Genomic DNA, 22515 nt, shown 5'->3' on the forward strand with positions numbered 1-22515 from the left:
GCTCCGACCGGTGATGGCAAGCGTCATGCCTGGACGGTGGGGCGAACGTTGATCTCGCCGATCTCGACGTCGCCGGGTTGCTCGATGGCGAAGGCCACCGCGCGGGCAACCGCCGCCGGAGGGATGCCCATCGCGTCCATGTTCTTGCGCGTCGGCTCACGGATGCGCGGGTCTGCCATGGAGTCGGCGAGATCGGTGCGGACGTATCCCGGCGAGATGGCTGTCGTGCGCACCACGTGGACGGTGCGCACCGCGTTCTTGGTCGCGGCGTAGACGGCCATCGAAGGGGACACGGACAGGCCGGCCACGGAGACGACGCAGGTGGCGGCACGGCCCCCTCCTCCCGGATGTCCTGCGCTATGGCGTCGATGCGCTCGCCGCGGCGCGCTGCGAGGACGACCGTGGCGCCGCGCTGGGCGAGCAGCCGGGCCGCGGCCTCGCCGATGCCGCCACTTGCTCCGGTGATAGCGACGATCTTGCCCCGAAGACGACGACGCCGACGGGGCCGGCGGAGCGCGCGGGCGCGTCCACCGGCCCCGTCGGGTGCGGGTGCCTGGTGCGGTCTATCGGCTGCTGTCCGTGCGGATCACAGCGCGGGGTACGCGTTCTTCAGGAGCTCCTGGAACTGGGCCGAGAACCAGTGGCCCGACAGGGGCGAGTTCGCCAGCGCGCCGGACATGCTGTTGCCGTTGCGCGGGTTGCCCGTGTACGTCGGGTCGCACATGCGGTCGAAGCCCTTGCCCTCGTCGTTCGGGATGGAGGAGCTGGAGCCGTCGGACTCGCCCGGGGGCTTCATCCACACGTACGCGTCGATCCCGGCCGCGGGTGCCGCCTTGGGCCGCTCGCCGAGCCCGGCACCGGACTGGTTGCACCAGTTGCCGATGTGGATCCGGCGGTCGTAGCGCCCGCCGTTGACGTAGGTGTCCACGGTGGTCTGCGCGCCGGGGCCGGTCGGGCGGGCGGTGCCGCCCCAGCCGTTGCGGGAGGTGTCGATCAGCGCGCCGATGTTGCTCGGCAAGCCGACATTGACGAGCTCCTGGCGGAAGGCCTGGGCGAAGGACAGCTCGTCGACGTAGCGGTTCCAGTCCACCCACTTCGACTCGCGCACGGACTTGCCGGCGATGTTGTCGTTGATGGTGTAGTTGTTTTCCTTCAGGGCGCTGTAGTTGGCCGTGTTGACGATGATCCCGGCCACCTTGTCGACCGTGCTGCCCTCGGCGGTCGCGGCCTGCTTGATGACCTGGGCGGTGGCGTTGAAGTTGTCGTCCCAGCCGATCCAGCCGTGGTGGCCGGCGTCCACGTAGTTGTAGACGTTGCCGATGGCGCCCAGCTTGTTCAGGGCGTAGCCGACGCCCTTCACATAGTTGCCGTTGTTCTTCATGGTGTCGCACTGCGGGGTCGCGGTGGGACGGCCGTTGGTGTTGGTGACCAGGTTGGGCAGCGAGTCGATCTCGATCGTGGTGACGATCCGCAGACTGGAGTTGGCGTACTTGGACTCCGAGAGGATCGACGCGATCGGGTCGATGAACTGCGTCTTGTACTTGTCGATGTCGTTCGGGCCGAGCTCGCCGTTGGACGCCAGCGCGGCGCAGTCGCGGCCGGGGAGGTCGTAGACGACCAACTGGACGACCATGGGGCTGCCGCCCGACTGGGTCAGCGCGTTGTCCAACTGGGCGCGCAGACCCCGGGCGCCACTGGTGCCGTTGATGGCGGCGATGCGGTCCAGCCAGATGCCGGTCGGCTGGTTGGAGATCTTGCTGCCGCCGGACTCGGCGGCGGCCTTCGCGGACCAGTCGGGGTTCACGTACACCTTGGCGCCCGAGTACGGGTTGTCCACCTTGGCGGCGGCCGCGTTGCTGCCCTCCGCCTGGGCGGCCGCGGTGCCGCTCAGGGCCGAGACGGTCAGGGCGGTGGCGGCGAACAGCGCGGAGCCGGCCAGCGCGACGGTGCGCTTGCGACGGGGGGGTGAGGTTGTGCGGCTCATGACAATCCCTTCAAGTGGTCACGGAGTCCCACGCCGAAGCCGGTCGGCGTGCCGTTGAAATCGCTGATCAGGGAAGGGCCGGAGGAGCAGTCCCAGGTGTTCCAGGTCCAGCCCAGATACGAGGCGCCCTTGGCGTCGAGCCAGGCCATGACCCGGTCGATATAGCCGTGCGAGCAGGTGTTCTCACCGATCTCACCCGCCACGAAGGGCACCTGGCCGATGACCGGGGCCAGTTGCTCGTTCCAGCAGCTCTCGTTGTTGCAGGTGTTGAAGTTGTAGGTGTGCCAGGCGGCGGCGAGGTTGCCCGCCGGGTCGCTCGGCTTGTGTGCGAGCCATTGGCGCATGTCGTTCGAGTAGGCGACTCCAGGGATCAGGACGAGGTTCTTGGCTCCGGCGCCCCGCACCGCGTCCAGCAGGTCCTGCATCCCGGCGACCTCGAAGTCGATGCCGGGGCACTTCCCGCCGTCGCGCCAGCAGTTCCACGCCGCCGCGAGGTCACTGGTGGCGCGGTCCGGGAACGGCTCGTTGAACAGGTCGAACACCACGGCCTGGTCGTCCTTGAAGGTCTGGGCGACCGAGCTCCAGAAGGCCGGGGTGTACTGCGCGTCCGGCATCGGCTTCTGGCAGGTGGCGTACTCGGTGTCCGGGCAGTGGTTGTCGCCCCCCGTGTACTTGCCGTGGGTCCAGTGCAGCTCGACGATCGGGGTGATGCCATGGGCCTCCAGCCGGGATACGAGGCCCTTGACCGCCGAGATGTAGTTGGCGCCCCGGTAGGCGGCGTTGATGTGCGAAAGGCCCAGCCAGCACTCCTCGTTGAGCGGAATGCGGACGGCGTTCACCTTCCAGTCCGCGATGGCCTTGACGGACGCGTCGTCGACCGGCCCGTCGAAGATGCCGCGCCCTTGGACGCACATGAACTCACCGCCGGAGCGGTTGACGCCCAGCAGTCTTCGGGTGGTGCCGTTCTCGTCGACCAGCTTGTTGCCCGAGGCGTGCAGCTTTGGTGGTGCGGTGGCCGCGGCGGCCGCACCCGACGCCTGCGCGACGGGGAGCAGAGCGGCCGCGAGGGTCAGTGCCGCGGTGGCCGCCAAGGCATAAAGGCGCGGTGGTGCTCGCATGGAGCGACTCCTCGAAGTCCAGGCGCCTCCCGGGGGGACCCGAAGGTGGCGCTGACTGCTGGAACCGCTCCCACTGGTTGAAGTGACCGTAACGCCTGTGTCGCACATGTCAACAGAGGCGTTCACAGATTTATCGGTCGAACACGTTCGACAGGCGCATCTTGTTCAAAGACTTGACACCCCCTCAGGGCCCACGCATCTTGGGAGCGCTCCCACTGGTTCGCACCGCCCCCCACCCGCACGGACCCGCGAGGAGGACCTCCCAGATGCGTGTACAGCGAGGCTCGCCGTTGTCAGGGGCACGACCAACCCTGGCTCGATTAGGGCTGAGAAGGCCGAAGACGGGACTCCCGGGGACGAGGCGGCCGAGGACGAGACGGCTGGTGACCGCCCTGGCCGCCGCCCTCTCGCTGCCGATGGCCATGACCGCGGCCGGCGGGGCGGCCCCCGCCCACGCCGCCGCCGTCCAGTGCGGTGTCGACTACAAGACCAACGACTGGGGTTCGGGCTTCACCGCGGAGCTCACCATCTCCAACCCCGGCGCGGACGCCATCGACGGCTGGACCCTGTCGTACGGCTACACGGGCGACCAGAAGCTGTCCAACGGCTGGAACGGCACCTGGTCCCAGTCCGGCAAGACCGTGACCGTCAAGAACGCCGCCCACAACGCGAAGATCGCGGCGGGCGGCAATGTCACGACCGGCGCCCAGTTCACCTACAGCGGCACCAACACCGCGCCCACCACCTTCGCCGTCAACGGCATCAGCTGCACGGGCGCCCACCAGCCGCCCATCGCCGTGCTGAGCAGCCCGGCCCCCGGCGCCACGTTCAGCGCCGGCGGCACCGTCCCGATGGCCGCCACCGCCGCGGCCGCCGACGGCGCGACCGTCACCAAGGTGGAGTTCTACAGCGACACCAAGCTCCTCGGCACCGACACCGCCTCCCCGTTCACGTTCGACTACACCGATGTGCCCGCGGGCGACTACTCGCTCTACGCCAAGGCGTACGACAGCCAGGGCGCGTCCGCCGAGTCCACCCCCGTCGGCATCCGGGTGGCCGCCGGGCCCGCGCTCGTCGCCAGCCCCGGCCAGCTCGGGGTGCAGCAGGGCAAGACCGGCACGTTCGGCGTGAAGCTGTCCACCAAGCCGTCCGCGAACGTCACGGTGTCCGTGGCCCGCACCGCGGGCAACACCGGGCTGACCGTGTCCTCGGGCACCACCCTCACCTTCACGCCCACCAACTGGGACACCGCCCAGCAGGTGACCGTCACCGCCGCGAACAGCGGCACCGGCTCGGCGACCTTCACCGCCACCGCCACCGGCCACACCAAGGCCGAGGTCACCATCACCCAGCTGGCCGCCTCCAAGGCGTACGACGCCCGCTTCCTGGATCTCTACAACAAGATCACCGCACCGGCGGCGGGCTACTTCTCGCCCGAGGGCATCCCGTACCACTCGGTGGAGACCCTGATCGTCGAGGCCCCCGACCACGGCCATGAGACGACCTCCGAGGCGTACAGCTATCTGATCTGGCTCCAGGCGATGTACGGCAAGGTCACCGGCGACTGGTCGAAGTTCAACAACGCGTGGGACACCATGGAGAAGTACATGATCCCCACCCACGCCGACCAGCCGACCAACAGCTTCTACAACGCCTCCAAGCCGGCCACCTACGCGCCCGAGTGGGACCAGCCCTCCCAGTACCCCTCGCAGCTCAACGGCAATGTGTCGGTCGGCAACGACCCCATCGCCGCCGAGCTGAAGAGCGCGTACGGCACCGATGACATCTACGGCATGCACTGGATCGAGGACGTCGACAACGTCTACGGCTACGGCAACTCCCCCGGCAAGTGCGAGGCGGGGCCGAGCGACACCGGGCCGAGCTATGTCAACACCTTCCAGCGCGGCCCGCAGGAGTCGGTCTGGGAGACCGTGACCCAGCCCACCTGCGACAGCTTCAAGTACGGCGGCAAGAACGGCTATCTGGACCTGTTCACCGGCGACGCCTCGTACGCCAAGCAGTGGAAGTTCACCAACGCCCCGGACGCCGACGCCCGCGTGGTCCAGGCCGCCTACTGGGCCGCCGAGTGGGCCAAGGCGCAGGGCAAGGGCAGCCAGGTGTCGGCCAATGTGGCCAAGGCCGCCAAGATGGGCGACTACCTGCGCTACGCGATGTACGACAAGTACTTCAAGAAGGTCGGCAACTGCGTCGGTGAGACCGCGTGCGCGGCGGGCAGTGGCAAGAACAGCTCCCACTACCTGCTGTCCTGGTACTACGCCTGGGGCGGCGCCACCGACACCTCCGCCGGCTGGGCCTGGCGGATCGGCTCCAGCCACGCCCACGGCGGCTACCAGAACCCCATGGCGGCCTGGGCGCTGGCCAACTACGCCGACCTCAAGCCCAAGTCGGCCACCGGCGCTGCGGACTGGTCCACCAGCCTCAAGCGCCAGCTGGAGTTCTACCGCTGGCTCCAGTCCAGCGAGGGCGCCATCGCGGGCGGTGCCACCAACAGCTGGCAGGGCCGCTACGCCACGCCGCCGTCGGGCACCTCGACGTTCTACGGCATGTACTACGACGAGAAGCCGGTCTACCACGACCCGCCGTCCAACCAGTGGTTCGGCTTCCAGGCCTGGTCCATGGAGCGCGTCGCGGAGTACTACAACCGCACCGGTGACGCCTCCGCGAAGACCATCCTGGACAAGTGGGTGAAGTGGGCGCTGTCCAAGACCACGGTCAACGCCAACGGCACCTACCAGATCCCGTCCACCCTCCAGTGGTCCGGCCAGCCGGACACCTGGAACGCCTCCAGCCCCGGCGCCAACGCGAGCCTGCACGTCACCGTCGCCGACTACACCAACGATGTCGGCGTGACGGCCGCGTACGCCAAGACCCTGTCCTACTACGCCGCCAAGTCCGGCGACACCCAGGCCAGGGACACCGCGAAGGCGCTGCTTGACGGCATGTGGAACAACTACCAGGACGCGCTGGGCATCGCGGTCCCGGAGACCCGCGCCGACTACAACCGCTTCGACGACCCGGTCTATGTGCCCAGCGGCTGGACCGGCACCATGCCGAACGGTGACAAGGTCGACGCCGGCTCCACCTTCATGTCGATCCGGTCCTTCTACAAGAACGACCCGGCCTGGTCCAAGGTCGAGGCGTATCTGAAGGGCGGGGCGGTCCCGAGCTTCACGTACCACCGGTTCTGGGCCCAGGCCGACATCGCGCTCGCGATGGGGTCGTACGCCGACCTCTTCGAATAGCGACTAGCGGACCGGCACGCCGAGCGGACCGGCACGCCGAGCGGACCGGCACGCCGAGCGGGGCTCCACGGGGAGCCCCGCTCTCGCCGTGACACGCGGCGTTCAGACGGGCACCGGGATCTCGCGCTCGGCCAGGGCCGCCTCCAGCCGCCGGATGTGGCGGTGCTGGAGCCGCGCGGTGCGCTGGAGCCGCAGGACGACCCGCAGGAACTGGTCCATGTCGGCCGCCCGGGTGAGGATGTCGTCGGGCATCCGCTCGTCGGCCGGGCACTCCCGCTCGTCCTCGGCGAGCACGGCCTGCGCCCAGGCCCGGGTGACCGGCTTGAACATCCCGGGGTGGCCCGCCACGATCCTGGCCCGGACCGCCAGGTCGTTCTCGGCCGCCTCCACATGCAGCCCGTCGTCCTTGTTGCGCGCCCCGAACAGCGCTTCGTGGATGTGATGGGCCGTGAAGCCGTGTTCGGCGCACGCGATCCAGAAGTCCCAGTCCTCCCCGGCGCGCATGTCCTCGGCATAGCCGCCCACGGTCTGCCACACCTCGCGGCGGTAGAGCGAGCAGTAGAACATGATCAGCCGCCGGAGCAGCAGGTCCCGGTCGTAGGCCGGGAGCGCCAGCACCTGCGCGGGCAGGCCGTCGTCGGTGAAGACGGACACATCGGTGGAGACGATGGCGATGTCCGGGCGCCGCTCCAGCACCGCCACCGTGTGCTCCAGCATGGTGGGGGCGAGCACGTCGTCGGCGTCCAGCGGCAGGACATAGCGGCCGGTGGTGGCCGCGATGCCCGCGTTGCGGGCGGCCGAGACCCCGGCGTTGGCCTGCTCCAGCAGCCGGATGCGCCGCCCGGGGTGGTCGGCGATCAGCGACCGGGCCACCGCCGCGGTGTCGTCGCGGCTGCCGTCGTCGACCACGACCAGCTCCCAGTCCGCGTAGGTCTGCGCCAGCACGCTCGCCACGGCCTGCGGCAGATAGCGGGCGTAGTCGTGGCAGGGGATGACCACCGAGACCACGGGAGGCCCGCCGCGTTCTCCGGGCGGCGCGGCCGCGGCCCCCGGGAGGGTGCCGGCCTCCCGGGGGCCGCGTTCCGGGCCGGTCGGTGCCGAGGTCATCGGGGCCCGGCGCCGAACGCGCCGCGGTGGTCCATCTTGGACTTCGACGGCTTGGCGGAGACCGCGATGTTGGCGCACTCCGAGCCCATCTCGCCGCCGCCGACAGGGGCGAGGACGGTCACGTTGGCCGCGGCGCCGACGCTGGTGTCGCAGTCGTTCTGCTGCACCACGCCGTGCGGGTCGCCGAAGATCTCCGCGAAGTTGAGGCAGCTGGACTGGGCCGACGGCCCCGAGATGCTCACCCCGCTCGAGGAGTCGCAGTCGTTGACCTGTTGGGTGGGGTTGTCCCAGGCGAGCGCGCCGGACCCGCCGAAGACCACCGCGCCGGCCGCCGCCGTCACCAGGGCTGCCGTCTTGCCGATATTCATGTGATTCTCCTGATCTCCCTCTCCGCAGAGGCCTGCGGACAGCCCGCTAACGACGCCCGGCGTCATGGGCTTCGTGTCCGGCGGCGGCTTCACCTGTCCGGCCCAGCGCGCCATCGCCCAGGTGGCGGGGGTGCACCACCTCCACCCCCGGCAGCGCCCAGCACTCGACGCCCATGTCCCGGGCCAGCGCGGCCAGCCCCTCGGTCTCGATGAGCCGCCGGTGGGGAACGGCCGGGAACACCAGGCCGTCGCGGTGCAGATCCGCGTGGACCAGCAGGGCCGTACCGCCGACCGCGTCGACGCGGACCGTCTGGTGCGCGCGCAGCTCGTCGAGATAGCTCCGGCCGAACCCCTTGGGCGGCTGAAGGACCCCGTCCCGGACCCATCGGTCCCAGTCCAGGTCGGCCGCGTTCGGGTGCAGTACGAAGGTGTTGAGGTCGAAGCTGGGGCCGGCGGGCTCGGTGACGCAGTGCGGGACGACGATCTCCCCGCGCACGGCGAGCAGCCGCTGGACGAGGTCGGGCGGGTAGTCGGCCACATCCACGTCGAGCCACAGCACCCACTCCTCGTCGCCCAGCGCGCGCGACAGGAGGTGGTTGCGGGCCATGGCCAGCACCGACCGCCGCCGCCGCTGGACGGTCCGCGCCCAGCGCGGCCCGGCCGTCCGGAGGCCGAAGTGGGGCCGTACGAGGGTGACCCGCCGGAACTCCGCCTCCAGCGCGGGCAGGACGCCCTGGAGGGCCTGCCAGGTCCCGTCGCGGCTGTCGCCCTCCAGCAGGCCGAGGGAGACCGCGTCGCGGGGGTAGGCGAGGGCGCGCAGCCGGTCGAGGTAGCGGGGCAGGAAGGCGGTGGCGTCCTTGACGGGGGTGAGGACGAGGAGCGGGGGACGCCCGTCCGCGTCCGGGCGTACGCCCACGGGGGCGGGCCGCCGGGTGTGCGGGACCCGGGCCGACGGGCCGGCAGTGTTGTCGGCGGGGGCCTCCGCCGGGGCCTCCGCGCGGGCCTCCGCTTCCAGGACGTCCGCCGGTGCGACGGGCAGCCGCGCCGCCATCGCGTGGACCTGGTCCGCGTAGGCGTCGCCGGACGGCCACACCTGGGTCGCGGCGTCGAAGAGGCTCGCGAAGTGCGGCTCGTCGAAGGTGTTGGCCCCGTGGAACACATAGGTGTACAGCTCGGGCGCGTCCAGGGACACCGTCCGCCCGCCGCGTACCACGGCCTCCGCGACTGGTGAGTCCTCGCCGCGCCGCTGTTCCGGATAGCGGGGGAGCGCGTCCTTCGCGCAGAGCATGGAGCCCTCCCACACCCGCACCCCGGAGATGGCCAGCTTGCGGCGCGCGGGCCACCACAGCCGCTCCCGGGCCAGGAAACACGCCGTGGCGTCCAGTGCGAGGACCGCCGCGAGCTGCACCTCGAGCCGCTCCGGGTCGTACAGGTCGTCGTCGTCCCACTGGCACACATACGGCCCGGCGGCCAGGTCCACCGCGATGTTGCGCAGCTCGCCCAGCGTCCGCCGCTCGGGGGGCAGCCGGTGCAGACGGATCCTCGGGTCGGCGAGTTCGCGTACGCGGTCCTCGAGGGCGCCGTCCGCGCCGTCGTCCACCACGACCAGCTCCGCGCGGGTGTAGGTCTGGGCGAGGAAGCACCGGATCGCCCGCTCGGCCAGCGGCAGCCGGCCCTTGGTCACCATCAGACAGGACACCGTCGGCGCGGGTGACCCCGAGGCCCACCGCCTGCGCTGTGCGTCGAGGTCGACCACGCCCTGGGCGCAGGGCTGTAGCTCCTGGCTCGTCCAGAACCTGACCTGACGCCCCGTCGAGGCCCCCGGAGGGCCGGGGGTCTCCCGGATCCAGCTGCCCGCCCAGTGGTGCACCGCATGCGCCGGGTCCCGGTCGGTCTCGCGCTGCCCGAACAGCTCCGCGGCGGCCGGGCTCAGCCTGGGATACAGGGTGTCGGCCGCCAGGATGGCGGGGGAGCAGCCCTCGGGGGCGCTGTCGACGGCTCGCGTGAGGAAGAACGGGCCCGTCGCGTCCAGCGTGCCGGGCCGGGTGTGGGCGCCCACCAGCTGCCGGTGCACATGCGGCCAGAACGGATGGCCGGGCCGCGATGCCATGAACGCGTTGCAGACGATGCGCCGCATACCGCCGCGGCGGCTCAACGGCAGGTGGACATGGGCCTCCGGCTCCAGGCCGAGCACCAGCTCCTGCCCGGAGAGGAGCTCGGTCATCGGGCGCAGGCACTCGAAGTCCATGTCGACGTACAGCCCGCCGAAGTGGTCGAGGAGGAAGTAGCGGATCGCGTCGGCCCGTTTGATCGGCTCGCGATAGCCGTCGTAGACGGGGAGAAACCACGCGTAGTGTTCTTCGAGGAACGCGCGGTTGTCCGCGTCCGTCCACAGCCGGTACTCCCAGTCGGGGTGGTGCCGCCGCCAGGACTCGGACCACTCCCGCCACTCGGGCGGTACGTCGGTGTTCTTCCAGGTCTGGTGGATAAGATGTGGAATTCCTGGCTTCTTGGACATTCGCGCAGTATGTCCCGGCGGTGTGCCGGCCAGGCGGAGGGCGGCGGCGGAAATTCACCCGCCCGGTCCGGCGCGCGCGCCGGACCGGGCGGCAAAGCCCCTGCTGGTGGCCGTCGGCCGCGGTCAGTCGAGCGAGGACAACGGCACCGAGAACAGCACCCGTTCGGGGACCACCCGGTCCTGCCACCCGCTGGATGTCGGGTCCTGCCAGTTTCCCTTGGAGTCGGCGGCCCACTCGGTGACCGACCACACGGTCCTGGTGCTCCACCACAGCGACATGGACTCGGAGTGCTTGGCCCAGCAGGCGCCGGCCAGGTCGGTGCCAGAACAGCTCGTCGCGGACGCCTTGGCGGTGTCCTGGCGCCACAGGATGCCGTGCTGGCCGGGGCCGCCCCGGGCGCTGGGCACGTACCAGCGCTTGCCGCCCGCGTCGTCCTGGTAGGACAGCACGCCCTGCACACCCACGGCCTTGGTCTCGTACGCGTCGGCGGCCTTGGCCTTCCCGGTGCCGTCCACGGCCAGCGGCATGGCGCCGCCCGGCGCGGCGAGGTCGTACCGGAACAGCCGCGCGGGCTGGGTGCCGCCCGAGGAGAACCACTCGTTCGCCACCAGGCGGTCGGGGGTGGCGGAGCGGTCCAGCGAGATGGACCCGAAGCAGGGGACGCCGTCGTCGTTGGCCGAGGAGCACTTCCCGCTCAGGCCGTACGAGCCGATGGCGGGCATCAGGTACTGGTAGCCGTGGGCCGAGTAGCCGCCGCTCACCTTGCCGATGGCGGTGGAGTTCACCGTCGCCTGGAGGATGTGCTTCATCGAGAACACGTACAGGGCGTTCTGGCTGGCGTCGCCGTTGGACGCGGTGACGATGAGCTTGTCGCCGTACCAGACCATGCCGCCCAGGTGCGAGCCCAGCTTGGCGAAGTTGGCGCCGCCCTCGGTGGGCACGGTCAGCAGCACCCAGCGGTACTTGAAGGCGCCGGGCGTGTTCGCGTCGATGAAGGCGACCCGGGCCAGGCCCCGGTCGGCCGCCGGTTCCGCGCCCGGGTACTCGTCGTAGAGGTGGTCGTTGTGCGTCCAGCCGGAGAGGATGACCTTGTTCTCCCCCCAGGCGCCGTCGTCGTCCGCGTCCCCGGAGGAGGTGACCGACTGCGGCAGCCAGCTCTGCGTCAGCGCGTCACCGGTGGTGAAGCAGTACGCCGCGGTGGCCTTCGGCTTCACCGGCAGCGCGGCCTGCTCCGAGGCGCGGCAGGCCGGGCTGGAGGTGGGGGTGGGCATGGTGTGGTTGGCGCTCCCCAGCACGGTGTCCACGCCCACGTTGGGCAGCAGCCGGTCGAGTTCGGCGATCGTGGAGTCGGCCACCGTGCGCTCGGTGAGCGCGAGCTTCGATAACTCCGCCGAGGTGGTTAACGGTTTCAGCGCGCCGGGGTTGTCGGCCACGGCGGCCTGGGACGTGGCGTTGGTGAACAGCAGCGCGCCGGCCCCGAGCACCGCGGCCACCGCCGTGCTGATCCATGGCGCCCGGCGGCGCAGCGCGCCGTGCCGGGCCTTGTCCGTTCTCCGCATGGGAGCCTCCCGTTGTCATGTCCCGGGCACCATACGGGGGTTGGGGAGCGGGCCGAGGGCTTTCGGGGACAACGAGGGACAGCGGCCGTGCCTCACGCGCGCACGCGCGACGCGCCCGGATACACCTCGGCCACGTTGTCCTCGGGCTTCGGCCGGTGCTTCGCACAGGGGCCCGCCGCGAAGGCACGCAGCAGGTTCTCGGTGGTGCGCCGGACGAACGCGCCGGTCCGCGCGTCCATGCCGTGGTTGCGCCCGGCCTCGCGGGTCCCCGCCATCAGGCCCTCGACCCACCGCATCGTCCCGGTGGCGAACACCCCCGCCTTGCTCGGGACGGTGTAGTAGGCGGAGTCCGCGTGGCTGTGCCGGCCGTTGCACACCAGGGGGGAGTGGGCCACGATCTCCAGCGGCTCCGGGGTGGGCTCGCCGGGGGTCACCCGGTCGTACTCCACCCCGACCAGATGCGCGAAGGAGTCGCCGTGCCGCACCCCCGTGCCGGCGTACACCCAGTGGCCGGGGTTGTGCACGACATACGGGGCGTCGGTCGGGTAGCCCTCGTAGAAGACGCCGGTCAGGGACGACTCGGGGTCGGGGGCCGGCTGCTGCCGGAAGTCGGTGGTGACCAGGTCGCGGCGGTTCGCGAGATACGGGTCGTCGTGGTACGCGCTCTTGTAGCAGACCACCGTGCGGTCCGCGCCGCCCGGGCCGCGCTCCAGCCTGATCCGGCGGTAGCAGGTGTTGGCGCCGAGAAAGGCCACATTGGTCCCGGCGTCGCGGGCGCCGGTGACATAACGGCGCTGCTGCGGCGTCCAGTACTCGTCGTGGCCGAGCGAGAGCACCGCCGCGGCGCCCCGCAGCACCTTCGGATCGCGGTGTACGTCCACCCCCGTGGTGTAGGCCAGCGGTATGCCGAGCCGCTCCGCGAGCACGACCAGCGCCCGCTCGTAGACCAGGAACTTCACCGCGCCGTTGCCGTCGTACGGCCGGTCGAAGCCGACGGCCAGCGAGCGCGTCCCGTACGCCCCGTCCTGGCCCTGGTAGAGGCTGAAGCCGCCCCAGGTGTTGTACGCCTGCCAGGTGGCCACCGCGTGCATCAGCAGCGTCCGGCCCGCGGCCGCCTCGGAGCGGACGATCAGCGGGACGTAGCGCTGGTGGCCGCCTTCCGCGTCCAGCCGCAGCAGATACGCGCCCTCCGGCCAGTCTTCGGTGCCGACCCGGACCGTGCGCTGCCAGTCCGCCTGGACCGTACGGGTCTTGTCGATCAGGAAGGGAGGCTTCTGCCGGCGGCCGGGCACCCGGCCCGAGCGCCAGATCAGCCGCGCCTGCGCCCCGCCGTACCAGCCGATCCGGTACGCCGAGACGCGGAAGCCGGGCGAGGTGGTCGACACATACAGCCCGAACTCCTCCCCGGGCACCACGCTCACCTTGTCGGCATAGCCCTCCACGGCCTCCTGAGGGCCGACCGAGCGGATCCGCCAGTCGGCGTTGCCCCGCTTGGACCGCTCCGCGTCCACGGCCCGCATCGTCTCGGAGGGGCGGGCGGCCCGCTCGTGTCCCCCATGGCTCGCCGAGTCGCACCCGGCCACCGCCACCCCGGCGGCGGCCCCGACCGCCCCGAGGAAGCTCCGGCGCCCGAGGGCGGGCTGGTCGCCGTCCTGCGGCCGCACGTCCTCATGCTGCTGAACGTCGCAGTGTTCCGCCTGGTCGTCCATCGCACCCGTCCCAGCACCCGTCCCGGCCGCCGTGCTCCTGCGGCCATCCTGGGCCGGGCCCGGGGGCCGGGCGACCGGAGGGCGCCCGAACCGGCGATCGCCCGTCTGAGACGGCCGGGGTGCGAAGGGGCGGCGGCGGTCGCAGCGTGGACATATGACCGAGAGCGAGAGCCCGCGCGTCCACCTGCCGCCGATCGTGGTGCTCGGGGTGCAGCCGGACACCCCTCCGTTCCGCCTGGTCGAGGTCGCCGGGGAGGTGATCGGCAAGGCGCACTCGGTCCTTGACGTGATCGAGATCGCTCGCAGGATCGGCATGGAGGACGCCGACCTCGACGACCCGGACGTCGTCCGCTGGGTGGGCGGCGACAAGTTCACCTGGACGCCGTGGTGGCCGCCCCGGCGGGCGGGGCGCGGACACCACAGGGAGCACCACAGGGGACACCACTGGGGGAGGGCCGGAGGGCACACCGACCCCGACCACGACACCGGCCCGCCCGCCTCCTGACGGCGACCGCTTGACCTTCGAGCCGGGTCGAAGGTCTACCGTCGCGGGTATGCGCACCGTACGGATCTCCCAGCCGCGCCTCCACGAGCGCGGGGGCCGGTGCCCGTCCGTCGTCCCTCTTCACCGGAAAGCCCCCTCGCCGTGCTCGTCGCCCGCTCCATCGCCCTGTTCGTCGTCGCCGCCCTGTTCGAGATCGGAGGCGCCTGGCTGATCTGGCAGGGCGTACGAGAGCACCGCGGCTGGCTCTGGATCGGGGCGGGCGTCCTGGCCCTGGGCGCCTACGGCTTCGCCGCGACCTTCCAGCCCGACGCCGACTTCGGGCGCATCCTGGCCGCCTACGGAGGCATCTTCGTCGCCGGGTCGATCGCCTGGGGCATGGTCGCCGACGGCTACCGGCCCGACCGCTTCGACATCATCGGCGCGCTGGTCTGCCTCGCCGGGATGGCGGTCATCATGTACGCCCCGCGCGGCCACTGACCCGCCTCACCGGCCGGTCCGGCCCGTCGCACGAGGGCGGTGGCGGTCACCGGGGGATATCGACCAGGACCCGCCCGCGCCCGCCCGCGTCGACGCGGGCGTGGGCCCCGGCGATGTCGGCGAGCGGGTAGCGGTCGCCGACATCGACGGTGAGCGCGCCGACGGCGGCCGCGGCCGTCAGATCGCGGGCGGCCTGCCGCTTGGCCTCGGCGGGGAAGTCGTCGCTGCCCATCAGCCGCAGGGTGACGTTGTTGAACAGCAGCGTCCAGAAGGGGATCTCGGTGCGGTCGGCGCCCGTGGCGTACGCGGCGATGACCGCGCCGCCCGCGGCGACGGCGTTGTCCAGGTCGGCGTTGTCGGACAGGGAGACCTCGACGATCCGGTCCACGCCGCCGGGGGCGTACGAGCGGATCTCGGCGGCGGGGTCGGCGCCGTCCAGGGCGACGGCGTGGGAGACGACGGCCGGATCGACGCGGTCCAGATCGGCGCCGCGGCGGACGGTGCCGATGACGGTGGCCCCCGCCCAGCGGGCGAGCTGGGCGGCCGGCGAGCCGACCCCGCCGAGGACGCCGTTGACCAGCACGACTTTGCCGTCGACCGAGCCGTCCGCGAACACGGTGCGGTGCGCGGTGATGCCGGGGATGCCGAGGCTCGCCCCGAGGTCGTCGCCCAGGTGGCCGGGGAGCGGGACGGCGTGATCGGCGGGCACGACGGTGTACTGGGCGGCGGTGCCGAAGGGTCGGTACGACTGGGCGCCGTACACCCACACGCGCTGCCCCGCACGGCGGGCGTCGACGCCCTCGCCGACCGCGTCGACGACCCCGGCGGCGTCGCTGTGCGGGATCACCCGCGGAAAGGGCATCGCCGAGCCGGTCCAGCCGCGCCGCTTCTTGGTGTCGCCGGGGTTGACCCCCGAGACGGTGACCCGGACCCGGACCTCGCCGGGGCCGGGGACGGGGTCGGGCGCCTCACCGACGCGCAGCACCTCGGCGGCCGGACCTTGTTCGTCGTACCAGGACGCAAGCATGGGGATCTCCGTCGCGTGTCGGCTCGCGGGCGCTTCGAGCCTACGAGGGGGCGCGGCCGCCGCGCGTGTCGGGTCGCGGCGCGCGGTGCGCACAGGTGCCCGAAGCGTCGGACTTATGATCCAACGCGTGGACATCCCCGACAGACTCATCTCCCTCCAGCAGAACGCGGACGCCGAGCGGGCCAAGCTCTCCGGGCTCATCGGCGACGAGTGGGAGGCACAGTGGAAGCACTGGTACGAGGCCGCCGTCGAGAGCCAGGCGGCGCTGACCGCGCATGCCAAGGAGACGGACACGCCGCGCGGGAAGCTCGAGGCCGCGGTGAAGAAGGCCGTACGACATCCGGACCCGGGTGACTGACCATCCGCACCCGCATGGCGAAGGGCCGGACCTGCGCGCGCAGGTCAGGCCCCCCCACCGTTGCCCGGTGTCCGGCGGCCACGTGGCGGAGCCGCATATCGGCAGGGGCCGGGAAGGGGCGGGGTGGGGGAGCTGTATCGATGTGCGGCTCCGCCGCGTGGCCGCCGCAGGCGTCAAGATCCGTCGGACAGGGCCTAGGCGTCGCGTACGCGCAGCAGCAGGCCGCCGGCCAGGAGCGCCGCGGCGGCCCACCCGGTGGTCACGCCGAGACCGGCCCAGGGGCCGATGGGCAGGCTGCGGAGGTCGGTGGTGGCCTGGATGGCGAGCCCGGCGCTCATCGGCCCGATCTGCTGGAGCAGCCGCTGCCAGCGCGGATCGCCGATCATCTGGGAGAGGACGGGGACCAGGTAGAGCAGGCCGAGGACGATCCCGATACTGGTCGCGGAGTCCCGCACCGCGGTGGCGACGCCGAGGCTGAGCAGGGCGATCAGGGCCAGATAGAGGACCGACCCGAGGGCCGCGCGCAGCGTGGGCCCGTCGGCCAGGGACAGGGCCGGGTGGCCGCGGGCAGTCGTGAAGGCATGGCCGGGCAGGAGGAGCCGCCCGGCCACCAGCGACCCGAGCACCGCGATGGTCCCGGCCGCGGCCACGACCCCGGCGAGGGTGACGGCTTTGGCCGCGAGGACGGTGGCCCGGCGCGGCATCGCCGCCAGGGTGGTGCGGATCATGCCCGTGCCGTACTCGCCCGCGATGACCAGGACGGCCAGGATGACGACCAGCGCCTGGCCCAGCTGAACGCCGATGAGGCTGAGCTTGGTCATGTCGCCGCCGCAGCCGGTCGACGTGCATCTCACCACCGAGGTCGCCCCGGCGCTCAGGGCCACGGTCGCCGCGACGGTACCGAGCAGCAGCCAGAGAGGGCCGGCGACGGTCCGTAGCTTCGTCCATTCCGCGTGCAGCGCCGGTCTCATGCGTCCCTCCTGCGGAGAAGGAGGGCGGCCGCGGCCAGGCTTGCCACCGCGTAGCCGGCCAGGACGGCGAACCCGGCCCACGGCGCCAGCGGGTAATAGCCGTAGTACGGCGTGTAGTTGCTCGTGACCTGGTGATACGGCACCAGCGTCTGCTGGACGGCGAAGGCCGCGCCCGGGGTCACCCGGGCCAGCCAGTTCGACACGCTCGCGGGCATGAACGGGATGGCGATCAGGAGGTGGGGCAGCACGATGGCCACGAAGACGGTGGTGACCGCGCCGGCACTGTGCCGGAAAACGGTGCCGACGCAGAGGGCCAGGACCGAGGCGGTCGCGAGCAGCGCCGCGATCCCGAGCTCCACCCGCAGTTCGGCCGAAGACGCCACCGGGAAGATGTACACGCCGTTGGCCCGGGCGAGGCGCTCGCCGAGCGGAACCGCGACGGCCGCTCCCGCGAACCCGGCGGCGAAGGTGACGCCCCCCAGCACCAGCGCCTTGGCCACCAGCACCCGGCTCCGTCCCGGGCCGGCGGCCAGGGTGACGTGGATCAGGTTCTTCCGGTATTCCGTGGTGATGAACAGCGCCCCCACGACGATCACCACGATCAGCGCGGCGAACGTGCCGGTGAGGATTTCTCCGAGGGTGCCGCCGGTCGGCAGAGTGTCGCGAACGGCGGGCGCTATGTCGCCGGCGCCGGTCACGGTGAAGCTGCCGTCGGATCCCGCTCCCGTGAACGAACCCGACGTGTTCCGCGGGTAGCCGGAGAAGCTGGGGGATTCGGCTCCCACCTGGTCGCCTGTCCAGTCGCCACCGGCCCCGGCCCCGGCCCCGGCCCAGCGCCCCCGGATACGGAGATCCCCGAAGACGGCCGTGGACACACTGCCGCGCGTGCCCATGCCGTCCACGGAAGGCGGGGACGCGACGAACAGCCCGCCCTGCGCGGTCGGTCCGAGCCCGCGCACACGCACGGTGCCCACCTTGGTCCAGCGCGTGCCGTCGGCGGAGGCATAGCCGGTGATCACCTCGCCCGAGCGGTCCAGCCGCAGCCGGCGGACGGACGCGGCGGAGACCGGGCCGGGGAGGCCGGCCGTGTCGTTGACGTAGTTGTCCTGCATCCGTACGCCGTGGCTGCCGGTCACCATGATCGCCGCGTAGGGCGATCCCTGGCGGGTGCTCTCCTTGATGATGATCCCGGCCTTCGCCCACGGCACGGTGCCGGGCCGCAGGTCACCGGGGCGCTCGGGGATGGTGCTCCTGAGCGCGGAGACGGAGACGGTGATGCTGCCGTTTCCCGTCAGCGGCTGGTGCACGAAGTAGAAGCTGTCGGTCACCGGCTCACCGCCGGGTCCGATCGGCACGGGCGGTGAGCCCTTCTGATCGCTGCTGACCCCGACGAGCAGGGCGAACAGCACCGGCATCAGCGCCGCCACCACCATGCCGATCACCCAGCCGCGGACAGTCCGGAACTTGGTCCACTCCGCGTGCACCACGTGAGCGAGGGTGGCGGTCACCGCGAGACCTCCGTGGGCGTCGCGGCGTGGAACTCGACCGCCTCGCGGGTGAGTTCCAGGTAGACGTCCTCAAGGGTGGCGCGGTGTGCCGACACCTCGGAGAACGGCACCGCGCTGTCGTTGAGCAGCGTCACGATCCGTTCCGCGGGCAGGCCGGAGACGGCGACGGTGTCGCGGCCGGTGGCCGCCACGGTCGCGCCGGCACGCTCGAGCACCCTCATCGCGTGTGCCCCGGCCGTGGTCCGCAGGGCCACCCGGTTTCCGGAGGCGGCGGCGATCAGCTCGGCCACGCCGGCGTCGGCGATGGCCTTGCCGCGCCCGACCACGACGAGACGGTCGGCCGTGTCCTGCATCTCGCTCATCAGGTGGCTGGAGACCAGCACGGCGCGGCCCTGAGCGGCCAGCGACCGCAGGAAGCCGCGCATCCAGATGATGCCGTCCGGGTCCATGCCGTTGAACGGCTCGTCGAGCATGATGATCGGCGGGTCGCCCAGCAGGGCCGCGGCGATCCCGAGCCGCTGCCGCATGCCGAGCGAGTAGCCGCCGGCCTTGCGCCGGGCCGCCGGGGCCAGGCCGACCTGCTCGATCACCTGGTCCACCCGCCGCGCGGCCAGGCCCTGCGAATGCGCCAGCCACAGCAGGTGGTTGCGCCCGCTGCGGCCGGGGTGCGGTGCCGCCGCGTCCAGCAGCGAGCCGACATGGTTCAGCGGGTGCCGAAGACCGCGGTAGGGCTTCCCCCCGATGAGCGCGGTGCCCTCGTCGACCGCGTCCAGGCCGAGGATGACCCGCATGGTGGTGGACTTCCCGGCCCCGTTCGGCCCGACGAAGCCGGTCACCAGCCCCGGGCGGACGGTGAAGGACATGCCGTCGAGGGCCGGGGTCGCCCCGTACCGCTTGCGCAGTCCGGCGACGACGATCCCTGGGGCGCTCACCGCGGCGAGCTCACGGTTCGAAATGGACTCATGCCGACGGTTGTACGCGGCACCCGGTCCCGGCCCGGTCGCAGTGGCCGCGACCCGGCTGCGACCTGGGATCTGGCATCGTCGGGGCATGGCACCTCGACCCGGCGGCCGGTCCGGCCGCCCTGTCCGCCCTGTCTGCCCCGCCCGCGCGATGACCTGCGGTGAGCGGGGGTGAGGGTCCTCGTCGTCGAGGACTTCGAGGTCCTCGCCCGCTCCCTCGGAACCGGACTGCGCCGCGAGGGTATGGCCGTCGACGTCGTCCTGGACGGAACCGCCGCCCTCGACCGCCTGGCCGCCACCCGCTACGAGGTGGTGATCCTCGACCGCGACCTGCCCGGCGTCCACGGGGACGAGATCTGCCGACAACTCGCCCACGGCCGCTGCGAGACCCGCGTCCTGATGCTCACCGCCTCCGACACGATCGAGGACCGTGTCGACGGGCTCAGCCTCGGCGCCGACGACTACCTGCCCAAGCCGTTCGCGTTCGCCGAACTGGTCGCCCGCGTCCGCGCACTGGCCCGCCGCGCCACCCCGCCGCTGCCGCCCACCCTGGCCTGCGGGGACATCACCCTCGACCCGGCCCGCCGCACCGCGTTCCGGGCCGGCCGGCGCCTTGAGTTGAGCCCCAAGGAGTTCGCCCTCCTCGAATGCCTGCTCGCCGCACCCGGCCTGGTCATCTCCGCCGAGGAGTTGCTCGAACGCGCCTGGGACGAGGCCGCCGACCCCTTCAGCAGCGCCGTCAAGCACACCATGCACCGGCTGCGGGCCAAGCTCGGCGAGCCGCCCGTGATCGAGACCATCCGCGAAGGCGGATACCGGATCGGATCGTCATGACCTCCCCCCAGCAGCCCGCCAGAAGGTCCTTGCAGACGCGGCTCGCGCTCGCCTACGCGGCGGGCCTCTACGCCGCCGGGGTTTTCGTGCTCGTGTGCGTCGCCGTCCCGCTCGCCGGCGCCCAGTCGACCAAGCCCAAGGGCCGGCCGTCATCGGGCGCGATCACCGGAACCGGGAACGGGATCAGCCTGCCCCAACTCCTCACGGGGTCCGCCGTGGCGCTGGTCGTTCTGATACCCGTCGCCCTGGCTCTCGGCTGGTTCGTCGCCGGCCGGTTCCTGCACCCGCTGCGGTCCATCACCGCCACCGCCAAAATCATCTCCGCCGGCGACCTCCACCGGCGCCTCGACCTCGGCGAGCCCACGGACGAGCTGACCGAGCTCGGCCACACCCTCGACGACCTGTTCGCCCGCCTTCAGGCCTCCTTCGACGCCCAACGCCACTTCGTCGCCAACGCCTCCCATGAGCTGCGAACCCCCCTCGCCGGCCTGCGCACCCTCCTCGAAGTCGCCCTCGCCGACCCCGACGCCGACGCCGACACGCTGCGCTCGGCCTGCCAGGAAGCCCTCGCCCTCGGCGGACACCAGGAACGGCTCGTCAAGGCACTGCTCGTCCTCGCCACCAGCGAGCGCGGAATCTCCCGCCGGGACACCCTCGACCTCGCCCGCATCGTCGAAGGAGTGCTCGCCTCCCGCCGCGACCAGGCCACCGGGAGAGGCATCGACCTCGCCGAACACCTGACGCCCGCGGTGACGGCCGGGGACCCGAGACTGATCGAGAGCCTCGTGGCCAACCTCGTCGACAACGCCATCCGCCACAACCACCCGGACGGGTACGTAGAGATCACCACCGAGACCTCCGGCACGCGGGCGACCCTGACGATCACCAACAGCGGGCCGGCCATCCCCGACGACCAGGTCCAGCGCCTCTTCCAACCCTTCCAGAAGCTGGCGCCCGATCGTCACGGCCGCGGCGACGGCTACGGTCTCGGCCTCGCCATCGTCAACGCCGTCACCCAGGCTCACCACGCCACCCTGACCGCCGGCGCACGCCCCGAAGGCGGCCTGTCCATCGCGGTACGGTTCGAGCGCACGGCTCTTTGGACATGACAAGGGGCTGACCTGTTTACCCAGGCCAGCCCCTTGACTATTCAGGGTGAGTAACGGGACTCGAACCAGATCCTTGAACATACTGTGACCTGCGGTGATCCTCGAATTCGGGACAAACGGGCGAGATTCGATGTCGGTCGATGACGCTGAATGACGGCTGTGGGGAGCAATGTGAGGGAGGGCCGGTTGGGCGACCCGTGTGAGCGGGCGGGGTGCGCTGAGAGCTGCTGATACCTGCGTTTCTACCGACGGGTAGGTATTGCTGAAAATCTGCGGCAGACAAATGATCAGCGGCGCCCGAGCGTGGTCGGGTGCCGACCGATTCCCTCCCCGACTGGGTGCTCCAGCAGCGCCGCCGGGTAGGAGATCGCGTCCGGGTCCTCCGCGAGGAGGGGAAGCTCTCGCAAGAGCAGCTGGCAGAGCTCACGGGGCTCAGCCGCCACACGATCTACCGGATTGAGCTGGCGCAATACGGGACTTCCATCGACCATCTCGCTCTGATCGCCCGCGCACTTGGGGTCGAGATTGTTGCCCTATTCAGTTAGTTGTCGTCAACAGCGACTACCAAGCGGTAGCCGTTACGTCGTACAGGAGTTCAGCGGCTCGCGTACGTGTAATGAGTGCCACGGGGGCCACGCGCGGACGGGGCGCCGGTAAGAGTGATCACAGGGATAGCCGCAGCGTCCAGCCAGCTCGGTCGCGGCTATCGTCATGGCGCACCAGGCTCGGGGCGAAGTCCTCGGGAGCGGGCCGACCAGCCTTTTCCCAGTCCGTGAGCCAGCCGCGCAGGACGGCCAGGGAAGGGGAACCGGCCCGGTCGGCGATGATCCTGCCGTCCTGCTGAATGACGGCGGCTCCGCTCTCGGTGGAGTGGCCGATCGCCCACAGGTCCGGGCGAAGCCCTGCCATCGTGAGTTGCTGGCCACCGAAGGTGCCAGCGAAGGTCCGCCAGCTCGGCCAGTTGACCTCGGCGCCGGCGTACAGCTCGGTATGCACCCCGTTCAGGAGGTGCTCCAGGACGGCGCGTGCCCCCGTGTGCAGCTGGTCATCTTCCGCCCGCCATACGATGGAGATCCACGAGGGCGCCGGGATGCGGTTCTCCCAGTCCACCCACCTTCCCGGCAGGTCGAGGTCGCC

The 22515-nt window shown here is 71.5% G+C and carries 17 protein-coding genes and 3 pseudogenes; 7 read left to right on the top strand and 13 right to left on the bottom strand.

Annotation, left to right across the window (positions count from 1 at the left end):
- Positions 1–23 precede the first annotated feature (23 nt).
- From ABTY62_RS40985 to ABTY62_RS40995, 3 genes and pseudogenes are all read right to left on the bottom strand, one after another.
- Positions 24–475 (bottom strand): annotated as a pseudogene (locus ABTY62_RS40985) (SDR family oxidoreductase).
- A gap of 111 nt (positions 476–586) precedes the next feature.
- The gene (locus ABTY62_RS40990; protein ID WP_352134463.1) at positions 587–1984 is read right to left on the bottom strand and encodes a glycoside hydrolase family 6 protein; all 1398 of its coding nucleotides are present in this window, start codon (positions 1982–1984) and stop codon (positions 587–589) included.
- Positions 1981–3102: a glycoside hydrolase family 5 protein gene (locus tag ABTY62_RS40995; RefSeq protein ID WP_502997619.1), complete on the bottom strand. Its 1122-nt coding sequence runs from the start codon at positions 3100–3102 to the stop codon at positions 1981–1983. The genes ABTY62_RS40990 and ABTY62_RS40995 overlap by 4 nt, the downstream gene beginning before the upstream one ends.
- A gap of 416 nt (positions 3103–3518) precedes the next feature.
- On the opposite strand from ABTY62_RS40995, the gene ABTY62_RS41000 reads away from it, so the two are divergent.
- Positions 3519–6365 (top strand): glycoside hydrolase family 48 protein, encoded by a 2847-nt coding sequence (locus tag ABTY62_RS41000; protein WP_352134483.1) that lies wholly within the window; start codon positions 3519–3521, stop codon positions 6363–6365.
- A 102-nt stretch (positions 6366–6467) separates the two neighbouring features.
- On the opposite strand, the gene ABTY62_RS41005 is transcribed toward ABTY62_RS41000, so the two are convergent.
- The 5 genes from ABTY62_RS41005 to ABTY62_RS41025 all read right to left on the bottom strand — a co-directional run bounded on the left by ABTY62_RS41005 (position 6468) and on the right by ABTY62_RS41025 (position 13627).
- Positions 6468–7472, bottom strand: a complete 1005-nt coding sequence (locus ABTY62_RS41005) for a glycosyltransferase family 2 protein (RefSeq protein WP_352134465.1) — start codon at positions 7470–7472, stop codon at positions 6468–6470.
- Positions 7469–7840, bottom strand: coding sequence for a hypothetical protein (locus ABTY62_RS41010; protein ID WP_352134466.1), 372 nt, complete (start codon positions 7838–7840; stop codon positions 7469–7471). The genes ABTY62_RS41005 and ABTY62_RS41010 overlap by 4 nt, the downstream gene beginning before the upstream one ends.
- 46 nt (positions 7841–7886) lie before the next feature.
- Positions 7887–10358, bottom strand: coding sequence for a glycosyltransferase (locus ABTY62_RS41015; protein WP_352134467.1), 2472 nt, complete (start codon positions 10356–10358; stop codon positions 7887–7889).
- 123 nt (positions 10359–10481) lie between these two features.
- Complete coding sequence (locus tag ABTY62_RS41020; RefSeq protein WP_352134468.1) at positions 10482–11918, bottom strand: hypothetical protein; 1437 nt, start codon at positions 11916–11918, stop codon at positions 10482–10484.
- Positions 11919–12010: 92 nt separating this feature from the next.
- Positions 12011–13627: a N,N-dimethylformamidase beta subunit family domain-containing protein gene (locus ABTY62_RS41025; RefSeq protein WP_352134469.1), complete on the bottom strand. Its 1617-nt coding sequence runs from the start codon at positions 13625–13627 to the stop codon at positions 12011–12013.
- A 154-nt stretch (positions 13628–13781) separates the two neighbouring features.
- Here ABTY62_RS41025 and ABTY62_RS41030 point away from each other — a divergent pair.
- Together ABTY62_RS41030 and ABTY62_RS41035 are read left to right on the top strand one after the other, a co-directional pair.
- Positions 13782–14009 (top strand): annotated as a pseudogene (locus ABTY62_RS41030) (hypothetical protein); the annotation flags it as partial.
- A gap of 264 nt (positions 14010–14273) precedes the next feature.
- Positions 14274–14609 carry a YnfA family protein gene (locus tag ABTY62_RS41035; RefSeq protein WP_311729717.1) on the top strand — a complete coding sequence of 112 codons (336 nt, stop codon included), beginning with the start codon at positions 14274–14276 and terminating at the stop codon, positions 14607–14609.
- Between the two features lie 46 nt (positions 14610–14655).
- On the opposite strand, the gene ABTY62_RS41040 is transcribed toward ABTY62_RS41035, so the two are convergent.
- Positions 14656–15636: an NADPH:quinone reductase gene (locus tag ABTY62_RS41040; protein ID WP_352134470.1), complete on the bottom strand. Its 981-nt coding sequence runs from the start codon at positions 15634–15636 to the stop codon at positions 14656–14658.
- A gap of 127 nt (positions 15637–15763) precedes the next feature.
- Between ABTY62_RS41040 and ABTY62_RS41045 the strand changes: the two genes are divergently transcribed.
- On the top strand, positions 15764–15994 hold the full coding sequence (locus tag ABTY62_RS41045; RefSeq protein ID WP_352134471.1) for a hypothetical protein: 231 nt from the start codon (positions 15764–15766) through the stop codon (positions 15992–15994).
- A 194-nt stretch (positions 15995–16188) separates the two neighbouring features.
- Here ABTY62_RS41045 and ABTY62_RS41050 read toward each other — a convergent pair whose 3' ends face one another.
- Genes ABTY62_RS41050 through ABTY62_RS41060 form a run of 3 tightly spaced genes read right to left on the bottom strand, consistent with a single transcriptional unit; the run spans position 16189 to position 19405 of the window.
- A complete protein-coding gene (locus ABTY62_RS41050) occupies positions 16189–16965 on the bottom strand; it encodes an ABC-2 transporter permease family protein (protein ID WP_352134472.1) in 777 nt (258 codons plus the stop codon).
- Positions 16962–18473 carry a DUF1349 domain-containing protein gene (locus tag ABTY62_RS41055; RefSeq protein ID WP_352134473.1) on the bottom strand — a complete coding sequence of 504 codons (1512 nt, stop codon included), beginning with the start codon at positions 18471–18473 and terminating at the stop codon, positions 16962–16964. Before ABTY62_RS41055 ends, ABTY62_RS41050 begins: the two co-directional genes overlap by 4 nt.
- Entirely contained in the window at positions 18470–19405 is a 936-nt protein-coding gene (locus ABTY62_RS41060; RefSeq protein ID WP_502997620.1) for an ABC transporter ATP-binding protein, read from the bottom strand. Before ABTY62_RS41060 ends, ABTY62_RS41055 begins: the two co-directional genes overlap by 4 nt.
- Positions 19406–19606: 201 nt before the next feature.
- Here ABTY62_RS41060 and ABTY62_RS41065 point away from each other — a divergent pair, with 201 nt between their 5' ends.
- From ABTY62_RS41065 to ABTY62_RS41075, 3 genes are all read left to right on the top strand, one after another.
- Entirely contained in the window at positions 19607–20269 is a 663-nt protein-coding gene (locus tag ABTY62_RS41065) for a response regulator transcription factor (RefSeq protein WP_352134474.1), read from the top strand.
- On the top strand, positions 20266–21378 hold the full coding sequence (locus tag ABTY62_RS41070; protein ID WP_352134475.1) for a sensor histidine kinase: 1113 nt from the start codon (positions 20266–20268) through the stop codon (positions 21376–21378). The genes ABTY62_RS41065 and ABTY62_RS41070 overlap by 4 nt, the downstream gene beginning before the upstream one ends.
- 311 nt (positions 21379–21689) lie before the next feature.
- Positions 21690–21923: a helix-turn-helix transcriptional regulator gene (locus ABTY62_RS41075; RefSeq protein ID WP_352134476.1), complete on the top strand. Its 234-nt coding sequence runs from the start codon at positions 21690–21692 to the stop codon at positions 21921–21923.
- Positions 21924–22041: 118 nt separating this feature from the next.
- Here the strand turns inward: ABTY62_RS41075 and ABTY62_RS41080 are convergent.
- Positions 22042–22515, bottom strand: a pseudogene (locus tag ABTY62_RS41080) (protein-L-isoaspartate O-methyltransferase family protein); the annotation flags it as partial.

Source organism: Streptomyces sp. NPDC097640 (assembly GCF_040302705.1).
GTDB lineage: Bacteria > Actinomycetota > Actinomycetes > Streptomycetales > Streptomycetaceae > Streptomyces.

Excerpts from the sequence above, each read along its gene's own strand:
- ABTY62_RS40990 (WP_352134463.1), bottom strand. The coding sequence starts at position 1,984 with ATGAGCCGCACAACCTCACCCCCCCGTCGCAAGCGCACCGTCGCGCTG.
- ABTY62_RS40995 (WP_502997619.1), bottom strand. The coding sequence starts at position 3,102 with ATGCGAGCACCACCGCGCCTTTATGCCTTGGCGGCCACCGCGGCACTG.
- ABTY62_RS41000 (WP_352134483.1), top strand. The coding sequence starts at position 3,519 with ATGGCCATGACCGCGGCCGGCGGGGCGGCCCCCGCCCACGCCGCCGCC.
- ABTY62_RS41005 (WP_352134465.1), bottom strand. The coding sequence starts at position 7,472 with ATGACCTCGGCACCGACCGGCCCGGAACGCGGCCCCCGGGAGGCCGGC.
- ABTY62_RS41010 (WP_352134466.1), bottom strand. The coding sequence starts at position 7,840 with ATGAATATCGGCAAGACGGCAGCCCTGGTGACGGCGGCGGCCGGCGCG.
- ABTY62_RS41015 (WP_352134467.1), bottom strand. The coding sequence starts at position 10,358 with ATGTCCAAGAAGCCAGGAATTCCACATCTTATCCACCAGACCTGGAAG.
- ABTY62_RS41020 (WP_352134468.1), bottom strand. The coding sequence starts at position 11,918 with ATGCGGAGAACGGACAAGGCCCGGCACGGCGCGCTGCGCCGCCGGGCG.
- ABTY62_RS41025 (WP_352134469.1), bottom strand. The coding sequence starts at position 13,627 with ATGGACGACCAGGCGGAACACTGCGACGTTCAGCAGCATGAGGACGTG.
- ABTY62_RS41040 (WP_352134470.1), bottom strand. The coding sequence starts at position 15,636 with ATGCTTGCGTCCTGGTACGACGAACAAGGTCCGGCCGCCGAGGTGCTG.
- ABTY62_RS41050 (WP_352134472.1), bottom strand. The coding sequence starts at position 16,965 with ATGAGACCGGCGCTGCACGCGGAATGGACGAAGCTACGGACCGTCGCC.
- ABTY62_RS41070 (WP_352134475.1), top strand. The coding sequence starts at position 20,266 with ATGACCTCCCCCCAGCAGCCCGCCAGAAGGTCCTTGCAGACGCGGCTC.